The organism is Arcicella sp. GW822-FHT02H01 (genome assembly GCF_058802005.1).
On sequence record NZ_JBXANT010000001.1, the window covers coordinates 3,692,369 to 3,705,725 of the forward strand.

Below are 13,357 nucleotides of genomic sequence, written 5' to 3' on the forward strand. Positions count from 1 at the left end.
TGCTAAGGACTTTATTTATAAATAGCGATAACAATTAATTGATTTTAAATTGTACCCTTCTATTTTTTGCTTTATTTTCATCAGTATCATTCGGCACTAGCGGTTGGGTTTCACCATAGCCTTTGGCAGTCATGCGGTCAGCCTTGATACCTTTTGCTGTTAGATAATCCACGACAGCCTTTGCTCTTTTTTCTGAAAGCTTTAAATTAGTATCATCATTTCCAACATCATCTGTATGAGCCGAAATTTCTACTTTGATAGTTTTGTTGCCATCCAATAACGTCACCAAACGATCTAATTCTTCGCCTGATTCAGGCTTTAAGTCAGCCTTGCCAGTCTCGAAAGTAATATCTTGCAATTGTACTACTACATCTTTCTTCAATACTGCCAAAGGCACTTTCTTTAAACGGTCGCGGAAAGCATCCAATGTATCAGGCTTGAACGCACGAGAGAAAAAGGCATATCCCAAAGCATTTGCAGCAAATTTATAAGGCTTTCCAATTTCAAGCGTCACACTAGCAATATCCTTATCTACTTTTACCTCTAATAGTTGTTTCGTTTCGGCATCCATTACTTTTACTTTCGGCTCTTTCAGAATAGCCTTCGTGTCTTTGTCTAGTAATTGGAATTGGAAAACCAGTTTCTTCGGAATTAGCTCAATGTTCTTCTCGATGTTATCCGTTTCTTTAGCATTAGTCATATCCATTTTACCACGATAAGGCAAATAATCAGCCAATGGCGATGTAGTAATATCATATTTGCTTCCTACGCGATAAATAATAGAGAATAGACCGTTGGCATCCACCACCGTATTAATAGCTCTTTCTTTTACATTAGAACTCTTTGAAGTCAACTTTGTAGCGATTGGCTGTTTTGTAATCGCATCTATTACTTTTCCATCAACTGTTACTAATTTATATTTTCTGTATTTATCAGGAATCGTTACGGTATAAATATCACCAGCAGTATGATAATACATTAAATCTCCAGCCGCAGAAACTGAGGCAAATTGATCATCTTCCTCAGTATTGATGTATTCCAAGTTGATAGGCGTACTCCAAGAACCATCATCTTCTTGAAAAGATTGGTACAAATCAAAGCCGCCTACACCCTCTTTACGAACAGAACTAAAAATCAACGTACGATTATCAGCCATTATTCTAGGGGCTTTCTCGCAATCCATATTGATAGGTGCAGGAAGTTTCTCGGCTACACCCCAAGTATCATCATCTTGTTTTTTAGATACCCAGATGGTATAACACAATGCTTTATCCTTTCTTTTTGAGAAATTATCACGGATAAAATACATTGATTTTCCATCAGACGAAACAGAAGGAAAACCTTCATAAGCTTTAGTATTGATATTCGTACTGGCAGGTTTTGGTTCAGACCAATCTGTGCCATTCCATGAAGAAGAATATATGTCCATATCGCCTTGACCACCTTCAAAAGAGGCAAAGAAATATAAAGTCTTACCATCATAAGTAATAGAAGGGCCACCAATTAAATCATTGTCTTTCCCTATTTTATTAATGTTGACAATAGGCTTTGGTGGAGTCCATCTATTTTTTTCATTTTTTGTGGTATAATACAATTCCCATTTTCCTTCCCCAGCACGGTCGGTTTCAAAAATCATCGTTTTGTTGTTGGCGCTGATAGAAGGGGCATATTCATTAAAGGTTGGATGGTTTACAGGAGGGCCTAATGAGCGACGTACTTGGGCAAAATTTATAGAGATATTGCACAGTAACAACATCATAGAAAATAGTAATGAGTTAAGACGATTCATTGAAATTTTTGGTTTGGTTGTATGAAACTTTCTAGGCTTAAGGGCAAAATCCAAAGATTTAAAAATACCAAATGTGCGGCATATCGGGGCTGGATTTCTAAACAAAAAACATGGATTAAAATATATAAAAAAGCACTGAATAAAGCACAAAATGCAAATACTTCTACTGTATTTAAATGCTTTTTTCTCAATAGTTTAACAAGATAAATGCCATTACTGAGATAACTGACCAACACCGTAAGCGTTGATAGCATAAAAATGGCTTTGAGTAATAAATTCCAAATGGGATTCGTATTAGGCGGAATGCTTTTCGCAAAAAACCAGTAAGAGGTAAAATAAGGGACTAACAAACGCATTGCTCGCTGTGGAGATTGACGAATGTTTTCTAGCCAATTAGCCTTTACTCTTTCAATAGCTTTTGGTTTTAATATTGTTCGTAAAGTTTCACCATTCCAGTCAAATGGTTCCGCAATTTTCTTAAATTGAATAATGTCTTCAGCATTATAGCTTCCTTTGGCTTTGGCATTAAACCCTACATAAATGCTCCAAAGACCATTTTGCGGGGGTTGATAAGCCCATTTTTTCGATATATTGTGATATAAGCCTATCGAAACAATCAAGAATACTATAAAGACAAGTACATATTGCCAAAGTGTTGCTTGTATCACAGAAAGTTTCGTTTTTGGACTAAACCACTTTAGGTAAGCTAGTCCTATTCCAAAAAAGAGTAAATAATAAAAACTTAGTGGACGGACAAACTGAGCTATTCCAAAAACTAAAGCAATTGATAAAAGTAAAAAAGTTATTGGTAAAATACCAAAAGAATTTCCTTTTTGCAAATACTTAATTAATAGAAAATTACCCAGTACAAAAAAGAATAAAAAATTAAACTCTGCTGCTAAAAAGCCCATTAAGCTTAGATAGGATACACAGATGGAGAGACTGATGGTTCCAAGGTATTTTATCCATGACAACTGCGTTTTAAAGCTTAGGTATGTAAGAACAATGGCAGTAAGGTATTGGCAAAGATTAAGGAACTGTATCAGAGAAGGGTTGGATGAATGAAATATACGAAAAACCTCACTTATCAGAAATGGGTGCCCAGGGGCTTGAAAGAAAAGAAACTGTTTAGACATCTTGCCCATTGTTAGAAACAAAAGTGCTTCGTCATAATAGTTTTTAAAATCTGAGATTTGTGTGTAATTCCATTGAGTTATCAATAATGTATAAAAGACAGAAATTATAATAAAAAAAACACCAAAAGGTTTAAGTTCAAAAGAACTCAAAAAAGGTTTGTCTTTAGAAATTTTCATTAGTGATTGATGGAAAATATTACAATAGTTACGTACAATAAAAAACTATCTTACTAGCAAGATAGCACCTTTAAATATTAAATCATTATTTGATTTTACCACATAAGCGTATGTTCCTTCACTGAGTGGGCTATTTTTGTAAGTACCATCCCAGGGAGTTGAATATCCCTTAGAATAGAAAATTAATTCTCCCCAACGGTCATATATTTCTACAATTACATCAGCATTGTTTTTAATTCCATATATCTCCCAAGTATCATTAACACCATCGCTATTTGGGCTAAAGGCACTAGGAATCAATATTTTATCAGATGATATACACTCTTTTATGGTAAACGTTTGTTCGTTTTTTGAGGGCTTTTGAGGAAAGCAAGGCTCACCATCAGTTACCTCAACAGCTACTTTTACTTGATAATCTCCCGTTTTTTTAGTGAAAATATAATCTAAGGTCTTTGATTTTGATGATTGGTTTACATCATCTATCTTCCACAGATATGTAGAAGTAGCACTACCTCCATTTGCTGTAAAAGTTATTTTGTCTCCTCCACAAGGAGAAGCACTATTGTTAGTAATCATAATTGTTGGAGGTGTATTGCCATCATAAAGAGCCTTTACTTCGGCAGCATTAAGTGGTCGATTGTAAAGGTGGATGTCGTCTAATGCACCTTTGAACCCTTGTACTCCACCATTTCTTATTCCAAACCTCGCTTTTTCAATAGCATCACATCCATAATATGGTTTTGTATTATTTGAAGAAACGCTCTTGGCAAGCACTCCGTTAATATATAGATTTAAAGTAAAATCATCTCTTACGGCTGTAAGATGATACCATTTGCCAATTTCAGGAAGTGTGCCTATGGCTAATGGAGTATTAGCAAGAGCTGGTTTATTATAAACGCCAAAATCAAAACCGACAGCATTAAAATAATTATAGCTTAAAGCTAATGTTTGGTCTCCGCATGCTCCTCCAATAGCAATCATTCTATACGAATTTCCACTAGTTGGAATATCAGTTACATAAACCCACATTGCGTAAGAATAATTATCAAAAGAAAATTTATTATCTGGGAGGTCAATAGAACTATTTCCATCAAAACGATAAGCACTATTAGCATTGCCAAACCTATCAACTGTCAAGGTGGCACCATTTACAATTCCATTATTATTATTTCCAGATTCGTCTTTTACATTTGCGTTGAAAGGGTAACAGCCTACCAAACCATTTTTTAGATTGACTTGACCAATAATTGAGGTTGAAAATAAAATTAATAAAAGTAGAATACGGTATACTTTTTTCATATTAGGGGTTGAAGTTTTTTAATACTCTCAAAATTAGTAATTTTGTATTTTAAAACAATTCTAATGAACGAAAGAGAAGCAGGTTCCGAGCGTCTATATCCTTCTATTTTTGGTAAAATGGCAACGAGATATTATTATTTACGCCAACTTCGCCAAAAAATAGAAGAAGTAATCCATCTTTTTGTTGCTAATAATTCTCATAAATTAATTTTGGCAGATTATGGTTGTGGTAATAAACCTTATGAGATTTTAATCAAACCCTTTGTAGACCAATATATTGGAATAGATTTACCCGAAAACACTGTTGCAGATATACATATATCACCAGAAGGGAGAATTGATTTAGCAGATAATACTTTGGATGTAGTGTTATCTACACAAGTACTTGAACATGTTGTAAATCCCACATCGTATTTAGCTGAAGCTCAAAGAGTATTAAAAAAAAATGGGAAATTAATATTAAGTACTCACGGTTACTGGATGTTTCACCCAGACCCCACAGATTTTTGGCGTTGGACATCTACAGGATTACAAAAAGTAGTATCAGAATCAGGGTTTGAAATTATTTATTTCAGAGGAATTATTGGACGTTCGGCTATGGGCTTACAGTTGTTTCAAGACGGAATAATGTTTAAACTTCCAAAATTCCTACGTCCTGTTTTAGCTTTATTGATGCAACCTCTAATTATATTTTTTGATAAAACTACTGCTCAAGTAACCAGAGATAAAGATGCTTGTACGTTTATACTAGTTGCTAAAAAGAAATAGAATTTTATGAATTTATGTATTACCCGTTCTAATAAGTATTCATATTCAGAAACATTTATTGATAATCAAATAAAAGCACTGAATCCAAAGGTGTTACTATGGGAAGGATGGTATCCTTCTATTTTACCAAATGGAAAGTCTTTTTTACGATTTCCATTAAATTACTTATTAGTAAGAGGAAGCTTAAGGAATCTATTACCTAGCTTATATCATAAATTATATACAAAGTCTTTAGCTTTATATTTACAAAAAAATCAAATCAATGTTCTATTAGCAAATTATGGACCAATGGGGGTAGCTCTGTGTGATGCTTGTTTAGAAGCCAATGTTAGACTTTTCGTCCATTTTCATGGGTTTGATGCTAGTGAGAAAAAAACGCTTGATAAATATCAAGAAAAATATAAAATACTTTTTGAGAAAGTTACTGGTATTATTGTGGTATCTAATGATATGAAAGAGAAGATACAGCTTTTAGGTGCAAAGCCAGAAAAAATATTTTTGAATCCTTATGGTGTAAACTCAGATGAGTTTTTTGGAGCTAATCCTACAATAAAACAACCTGTTTTCATCGCAGTAGGTAGATTTACAGCGAAAAAAGCACCTCAATTGACAATTAGAGCATTTGCAGAAGTATTAAAAAGACAACCTGATGCTAGGCTTATTATGATTGGAGATGGTGAGCTATGGGAGGAGTCTCAACAATTAGCTAAAGATTTAGGTGTTGATTTAAATATAGATTTTAAAGGGAAAAGAACACCTGAACAAATTTCAGAGTTGTTGCGAAATGCTCTGGTTTTTGTTCAGCATTCCCAAATTGCTCCCAATGGTGATTCAGAAGGTACTCCGAACACAATTTTAGAAGCTTCGTCATCTTGCTTACCTATTGTAAGCACTCGTCATGCGGGTATCAAAGACGCTGTTGTTCATGGTGAAACAGGTTTTTTAGTAGAAGAGGGAGATTGGGAATCTATGGCAGACTACATGATTAAACTAATTGAAGACTCAGCGCTTGCAGGAAGGATGGGGAGAGCTGCCCGTAAACATATTGAAGAAAATTATGAGATGAGTAAACGAGTACAAACTTTGAGAGAAATTTTAGAAAAATAATTATATGTCGATTATCAGTAAATATATATTGAAACCTTTGGGCTTAAAAATTTCAAAGATTCAGGAAGATGAAGAATTTGTTCAAGATTCTGTTTTTTTGAATATCTATAAGCAATGTAAACCCTATACAATGACAAGCATTGAGCGGATGTATGCACTTTATAATGCTGTTAGATACACTGTTCATAATAATATCGAAGGTGATTTTGTCGAATGTGGTGTTTGGAGAGGAGGGAGCTCTATGATGATAGCACTCACTCTGTTATCACTAAAGGTAAATGATAGAAAAATTTTACTTTATGATACTTTTGAGGGAATGTCTGAACCAACAGAGAATGATGTAGATTTCAAAGGGGGAGATGCCGATAGTTTACTTAAACAGAATATCCAGAATAAAGAAAATTCTGTTTGGTGTTTAGCGGATTTACAAGATGTTCAAAATAATATGACTCTAACACAATATCCGCTTGAAAATATTCAATTTATAAAGGGTAAAGTAGAAGAAACCATTCCTAAAAATATCTCAGAAAAAATCGCTGTTCTTAGGTTGGATACAGATTGGTATGAATCAACTGCTCATGAATTGAAATATCTTTATCCTATTTTAGCTAATAAAGGCGTTTTAATTATTGATGATTATGGACATTGGGAAGGATGTAAAAAAGCTGTAGATGAATATTTTTCTCAAAACACTTTACTATTGAATCGTATAGATTATACTGGTAGAATAGCAATTAAATCATAATGGGCATCGTCATACGTCAAAGCATCAAAAGTTCAATCGTTACTTACGTTGGAGTAATAATTGGAACGGTCAATGTTTTGTTTCTTTATAATAAGTTTTTATCACCTCAGCAATTAGGGCTATATACTGCCTTGATTGGTTTTCCACAGGTATTTGCTGCTTTTTCAAATTTAGGTACGCCCCATGTAGGAGTAAGGTTTTTTAGTAGATTTTCTGACCCAGACAAACAGCATAATGGCTTTTTGGGCTATCTGTTGCTCGCTCCATTAGTAGGCTTTGTCTTATTTTTAATCGCTTATGTAGGTGTAAAGAGTGTCTTTCAGTCTGTTTATATGGACAACTCACCTTTGCTGATTCAGTATTATTGGTATTTGCCCTTTATTACCTTTTTTCTTTTATATACCTCTACCTTAGAGACCTACAGCAAAGTACATTTGCGGATTGTAGTACCGACTATTCTAAGAGAAATTTTCCTGAAATCTTCCAACTCAATTTTAGCACTACTCTTTGGCTTTAAATTTATTACTTTCGACCAATTGATTAATGGAATCATATTAGTCTATTTCTTGAATATCTGTTTCTTATTAATTTATATCAAAATCTTAGGTAAGCTTTACCTTCATTTCGACTTTAGTTTCTTGAAAAAACCAATATTCAAAGAAATGTATATGTATGGCTTATGGACGATTTTGGGTGGAGCAACAGCAACTATTTTACCCAACATTGAAAAATTAATGCTTCCTGCTTACAAAGGTGGATTAGATAGCACAGCCATTTTCTTTATAGCCTCAAGCATTGGTATGGTGATAGCTATTCCCCGCAATGCCATTGCTTCTATCAGTGAACCCCTTTTAGCGGAATCTTGGAAGAATAATAATCTAGCACATATTGAAGAAATTTACCAAAAGTCAGCTCTGAATTTATTGATTGTAGGAGGCTTTTTATTTCTTGGTATTTGGACGAACATCGATGCAGTTTTTCAAATTATTCCTAATGCAGCAACGTATAGTCAGGGGAAATTTGTCGTGTTGATGGTGGGTTTATACAGCGTTTTCGATATGGCAACGGGACTCAATTCTGAAATTTTAAAGAACTCCCCTTATTATAAATACGACTTTGGGTTTTATATCATTCGCTTTGTAGTACTCTTGTTAGTCAACCTTATTTTTATCCCCATTTACAGTTACAATGGTGCTGCCTTAGCAATGTTAGTTTCCGTAGTAGTATATAATTTGGTAAAGTTTTTCTTTATCAAGCACAAGCTTCAACTACAGCCTTTTAGCTTAAATACCGTAAAAACTATGTTGTTAGGATTACTTACGTATGGCATTACTTTATTGATTCCGAGTTTTGAAGGGGATATTTGGATGAGCTTTGTAAACATTGCTATCAAATCAATTTGTATAACGATTGTTTTTGGCGGAGGAGTTTTATTTTTTAGAATTTCAGAAGATTTAAGTAGAACAGTAGAATCTTTGTTTCGTAAAGTGATTGGTAATTAGTGATTAGATGTGCTTGCCTAAAATAGGTAAACTAAATATTGACTTATTGCTAGTATGTCTAATCACTATTTACCAATCACTAATCACGTCTTAAAAAATGAAAATATTATTTACTTTCGGTGGCTTGCCACATTATTATAACTTGGTGCTCAATCGTTTGAATCGTATTGAAGGACAAGAAATCGTTGTGATTGCTCCAAAAAGTGGTGGAAAAACCGTTGGCTCTGGCGTACATCAAACCTTAGATGGCATAGAATTCAAAGTACATTTCTTAGAAGAATACAAAACACTTTGGGGAAAACCATTCTTTAAAAACTTTATCGAAACGATAGAGGCTGAACGTCCCGACGTAATCGTTACGATTTGGCCATATATCTTGGCTTTTGTGTATAATCCATTCTTGCTTTGGAAGATAAGAAGCATGGGAATCAAATTGATTTTGAAAGAGATTCCATTTAATATCCCCAAGTTTAAAGAAGCATTAGACTATTATGCCAATGGTGGAGTAGCCTCTGAAACGATGCAGACTAATTTAAAGCCAGATAGTTTGGCTTTTAAATTAAAATATACCTTGCTAAAATATTCCTACAAAAGAGCTTTTAATTTGGTAGATGCTCATGTAGATTATACCGAGGAGGCTTATGAAATATTTGGTAGCTATGGCGTGCCTAAAGAGAAAATTTTTGTTATTTATAATTCCCCAGATACCGATTTGATTTTAGCAGACAAGGCTAAAATTGAAGGAGTTAATACTGTTTTGCCAGAAAATCCTTTACGATTGCTACATGTAGGTAGATTAGTAAAGTGGAAAAGGGTAGATATGCTCATTGATGTTTTTAAAAGATTGCTAGTACAGTTTCCTACTGCTGAGTTAGTCATTGTGGGAACTGGTCCTGAAGAAGAAAATCTCAAACAACAAGCCATTGCTTTAGGCATTGAAAAGCAAGTTGTTTTTACGGGCGGTGTGTATAAAATGACAGAACTCGGACAATACTTTAATGCATCTTTAGTGTATGTGTTGGCTGGGATGGGCGGTTTGTCAATCAACGATGCCATGTGTTTTAATAAACCAATCGTCTGTGCCGTAGCAGATGGAACAGAAAAGAAATTAGTACGAGATGGCTACAATGGTTATATTTTTGACGATGGGAATGCAGATGATTTATTTGAAAAATTAGCCGTACTTTTGTCAGACCCAGCAAAAACTCGTCAAATGGGGCTAAACTCTGGACAAATTATTAGGGATGAAGTCAACATTCATGTAGTAATTAAAAATTACCAAAGAGCGTTTGAGAGCTGTCGGCCATCGGCTGTCAGCAATCGGATTTAAGTCGTTTTTAATTTTATGCTACTGAATTAATTGAATTGACAAATCTGCGTAAATCAGCGGTTTTTAAATCTCTGAAAATCAGCGGGTAAATAGTTAGTCCTATATTAAAGACATAGAGTTGATAAGCTGTTTTAACGAATCACCGTAAATCAGCGATTTTAAATCTCTAAAAATCTGCGGGTAAAAAACTATACGTAAAAATCAAAAAAGCTGAAAGCCCAAAGCCGACCGCTGATGACCATATTAAAATGTTTGTTTTAAAATACATATTAAAAGGACCATATCATGCTTTCAGGACGCCTGAAAGTCGTGAATTACTTAGACTTTTTAGGAAATATGGTGATGTAAAGCGTTACGAAGCACGTGAAATAACCTTTCAAGGAATGACATTCCAAGTGCCAGACTGTATGTCTTTCCTTTTCCAATTCCAAGAAATTTTCGTTGAACAGTTTTATAAATTTAATACTACTTCTGCGCAGCCAGTGATATTAGATTGCGGAGCGAATATTGGTTCTAGCTGTGCATTTTTCAAAAGAGAATACCCCAATGCAAAGATTACGGCCTTTGAAGCAGATGCGAAAATTGCACAAATCTTACAAACTAACCTTAGCAAAAATGGTTTCTCAGATATAAATGTAGTTAACAAAGCAGTTTGGATTGACGATAAAGGCATTGAATTTGCTTCTGAAGGTTCGGATGGTGCGTCTATTTATGGCGAAGGTACTAAAGTAAAAGTAGCATCTTTTCGTCTGAAAGATGTGCTTAATGCCACACCAAGTATCGATATGCTAAAAATGGATATTGAAGGGGCAGAAACAGCCGTTTTGAAAGATTGTGCCGACTCGCTAAAGCATGTGAAAAACATCTTTATTGAATATCACGCGTTTCCAGAACAAGCTCAGGAATTAGGAGAAATATTGAATATCATGGCTAACAATGGTTTCAGATATTTTATCAATTCAGCCCAAGACCGTACAAAACCCCTCATTAATCATCGTTATAAAGGCAATGATTTAATGGATTTGCAATTAAACATTTTTGGGTATCGTCCATAATATGAAAATCACGATTTTAAGCACATTTGATACTTTTGGCGGAGCATCTATCGCAGCCTCTCGCCTGAACAAAGCCTTAAATGGCAATGGCTTATTATCAAAAATGCTTGTACAGGACAAAAAAGGAAATGCATCTAATGTTGAAACAATAGCTCCCAATTGGTTTTTAAAGAAAGTTGCCTTAGCTAGATTTGCTTTAGACCGCTATCAGTTTGCTTGGTACGAAAAATCAAAAGCAGTAAGGTTTATCTTCTCTCAGGCAAAGATTGGCGTTGATATTAGTCAACACACGTTGATTAAAGAAACAGATATTATCCATTTGCATTGGATAAATTTTGGGTTTCTTTCGCTGAACTCTATCCAAAAACTTATTGAATCACAAAAGCCTATTGTCTGGACTTTGCATGATATGTGGGTTTTTACGGGAGGCTGTCATTATTCAAGAGACTGTCACAATTATGAAAATAGTTGTGGTAATTGTTTTCAATTTCTCAAAAACTCATCTTCAACCGACCTATCACATCAGATTTGGCAAGCCAAACAAAAGATTTTTCAAGATGCCAATATTACCATCGTTGCTTGTAGTAATTGGCTAGCAGACATAGCACGTACAAGTACTTTATTACAAGGCAAAAGAATTATATCCATTCCCAATCCAATTAATACCGATTTGTTTAAGCCTACGCCCAAAGCTGTAGCACAAATGCATTTTGAATTGGATAACAACAAGCGGTATATCCTTTTTGCTGCTGCAAAAATCAGTGATGTTCGAAAAGGGTTTATATATTTTAAAGAAGCCTTAGAGATACTCAATGAAAAGTATGCGGTTGATAAAACCAATATTGAATTAATTATTTTTGGACAAGCGCAAGCATCCGATTTTGAAAACCTTCCCTTCAAAGTAAATGTGTTGGGCAAGTTATCAGATTTATCTACGATTGCCTTAGCATATTCAGCAGCATCGGTTTTTGTCGTTTCTTCTTTAGAAGATAACTTACCTAATACAATTATGGAATCGATGGCTTGTGCTACGCCCGTAGTTGGTTTTGCCACAGGAGGTATTCCAGAAATGATTAATCACCAAGAAAATGGCTATTTAGCAACATTCAAATCTGCGGAAGAACTTGCTCAAGGAATTTATTGGACATTATTTCAAGCTGATTATGCTACTGTTTGTGAAAAGGCAAGGCAAAAAGTAGTAGAGCATTATGCCGAAGAAGTAGTTGCCAAACAATATAGAGCCTTATACGAATCATTACAATGAAACTAAGTATTATCACGATAACTTATAATGCTGAAAAATTTCTGACGAGGACAATTGAAAGCATTTTAGCACAAACCAATCAAGATTTTGAGTATATCATCATAGACGGAAAATCTAAGGATAATACTTTGACTATTGCAAAATCTTATGGCGTAAGAGTAAATCTTTTGGTGTCTGAGCCTGATAAAGGTTTGTACGATGCCATGAATAAAGGTCTGCGACTAGCTACAGGAGATTTCGTATGGTTTATGAATGCGGGGGATGAAATTAATGATAGTCGAGTAGTTTCAACTTTTATGCAGGCGTTGGAAGATACTAAAGCAGATGTATTTTATGGAGATACTTATTTTGTAGAAGAGAATGGGAATATTCAAGGGTTACGCTCAGAAATCACACCTCATCGTTTGCCTAAAAACCTCAAATGGCAGGATATGAATTTGGGTATGTTGGTATGTCATCAAGCTTTTATAGCTCGTAGGAGCATTGCTCCATTTTATTTAGAAAACAACCTCAGCGCTGATGTTGACTGGGAAATAGAATGTTTAAAAAGGGCTAAAAAGATACAATATTTAGATACCGTCGTAGCTAAATACTTGGTAGGAGGGATTTCTAATAAGCAATTAAAACGTTCTTTGTTAGATCGCTATGATGTACTCAAAAAACATTTTGGACTATTGGGGGCCGTTTGGGCTCATGTACTGATTACTATCCGTGGCGTAAAGTTAATCCTTAAAAAGAGAGGGAAGTATTGGTAGGCATTACCAAAAAAGTTCTGGCTTCTAAGGATAATATTTCTTCTTTTTGATAAAATAACAAAGCTCTGTCACGGAGAGCATATTCACTGATTAAAAAGGCATTGCAGGTTTCTATTAATGTTTTATCTCTACCAAATCTATCTAGAAAAGCATCTACTGTCTTGAGCCAAAACCATGTAAGGGTTTCGTGATAACCTCTTTCAAAGCCGATAGGCCCTCCCACTGAACTATTGAATAGAATAATCCTTTGACGCACTAATAACATTGCCTGTGTAAGGTTGTATTGACGCAAATACCATACGCCCATTGCTAGATGAGCTTCATGAGTCCAAGCCTCTGCTGGCAAAGTACAGGTATTGAATTTTTCTATTAGGGTTTCGATGTCGGAATCAGATTGGAAAAGTTTCATAGGATTTAAACTTTTTACTGG

Annotated in this window: 12 protein-coding genes; 8 read left to right on the top strand and 4 right to left on the bottom strand. The window is 34.7% G+C overall.

From position 1 onward, the window contains the following. Positions 1-34: 34 nt before the first annotated feature. The 3 genes from AC1RNE_RS15435 to AC1RNE_RS15445 are packed head-to-tail and all read right to left on the bottom strand — an operon-like array spanning position 35 to position 4,401. Entirely contained in the window at positions 35-1,789 is a 1,755-nt protein-coding gene (locus AC1RNE_RS15435) for an OmpA family protein (RefSeq protein ID WP_492801996.1), read from the bottom strand. Next, on the bottom strand, positions 1,786-3,102 hold the full coding sequence (locus AC1RNE_RS15440) for a hypothetical protein (RefSeq protein WP_492801998.1): 1,317 nt from the start codon (positions 3,100-3,102) through the stop codon (positions 1,786-1,788). The genes AC1RNE_RS15435 and AC1RNE_RS15440 overlap by 4 nt, the downstream gene beginning before the upstream one ends. Positions 3,103-3,147: 45 nt before the next feature. Further along, positions 3,148-4,401: a LamG-like jellyroll fold domain-containing protein gene (locus tag AC1RNE_RS15445; RefSeq protein WP_492802000.1), complete on the bottom strand. Its 1,254-nt coding sequence runs from the start codon at positions 4,399-4,401 to the stop codon at positions 3,148-3,150. Positions 4,402-4,464: 63 nt separating this feature from the next. Between AC1RNE_RS15445 and AC1RNE_RS15450 the strand changes: the two genes are divergently transcribed. The 8 genes from AC1RNE_RS15450 to AC1RNE_RS15485 all read left to right on the top strand — a co-directional run bounded on the left by AC1RNE_RS15450 (position 4,465) and on the right by AC1RNE_RS15485 (position 12,927). After that, positions 4,465-5,169: a class I SAM-dependent methyltransferase gene (locus AC1RNE_RS15450; RefSeq protein WP_492802002.1), complete on the top strand. Its 705-nt coding sequence runs from the start codon at positions 4,465-4,467 to the stop codon at positions 5,167-5,169. A gap of 6 nt (positions 5,170-5,175) precedes the next feature. Further along, entirely contained in the window at positions 5,176-6,276 is a 1,101-nt protein-coding gene (locus AC1RNE_RS15455) for a glycosyltransferase family 4 protein (RefSeq protein ID WP_492802003.1), read from the top strand. A 4-nt stretch (positions 6,277-6,280) separates the two neighbouring features. After that, positions 6,281-7,021: a TylF/MycF/NovP-related O-methyltransferase gene (locus AC1RNE_RS15460; protein ID WP_492802004.1), complete on the top strand. Its 741-nt coding sequence runs from the start codon at positions 6,281-6,283 to the stop codon at positions 7,019-7,021. Continuing rightward, positions 7,021-8,523, top strand: a complete 1,503-nt coding sequence (locus AC1RNE_RS15465) for an oligosaccharide flippase family protein (protein ID WP_492802006.1) — start codon at positions 7,021-7,023, stop codon at positions 8,521-8,523. The genes AC1RNE_RS15460 and AC1RNE_RS15465 overlap by 1 nt, the downstream gene beginning before the upstream one ends. A 97-nt stretch (positions 8,524-8,620) precedes the next feature. Continuing rightward, a complete protein-coding gene (locus AC1RNE_RS15470; protein WP_492802008.1) occupies positions 8,621-9,853 on the top strand; it encodes a glycosyltransferase in 1,233 nt (410 codons plus the stop codon). 248 nt (positions 9,854-10,101) lie between these two features. Next, a complete protein-coding gene (locus tag AC1RNE_RS15475) occupies positions 10,102-10,908 on the top strand; it encodes an FkbM family methyltransferase (RefSeq protein ID WP_492802010.1) in 807 nt (268 codons plus the stop codon). Position 10,909: 1 nt separating this feature from the next. Continuing rightward, positions 10,910-12,172 (top strand): glycosyltransferase family 4 protein, encoded by a 1,263-nt coding sequence (locus AC1RNE_RS15480; RefSeq protein ID WP_492802012.1) that lies wholly within the window; start codon positions 10,910-10,912, stop codon positions 12,170-12,172. Next, positions 12,169-12,927 carry a glycosyltransferase family 2 protein gene (locus AC1RNE_RS15485; protein WP_492802013.1) on the top strand — a complete coding sequence of 253 codons (759 nt, stop codon included), beginning with the start codon at positions 12,169-12,171 and terminating at the stop codon, positions 12,925-12,927. The genes AC1RNE_RS15480 and AC1RNE_RS15485 overlap by 4 nt, the downstream gene beginning before the upstream one ends. On the opposite strand, the gene AC1RNE_RS15490 is transcribed toward AC1RNE_RS15485, so the two are convergent. Next, positions 12,902-13,336 (bottom strand): hypothetical protein, encoded by a 435-nt coding sequence (locus AC1RNE_RS15490; RefSeq protein ID WP_492802014.1) that lies wholly within the window; start codon positions 13,334-13,336, stop codon positions 12,902-12,904. The two genes, AC1RNE_RS15485 and AC1RNE_RS15490, sit on opposite strands and share 26 nt — an antisense overlap. Positions 13,337-13,357 lie beyond the last annotated feature (21 nt).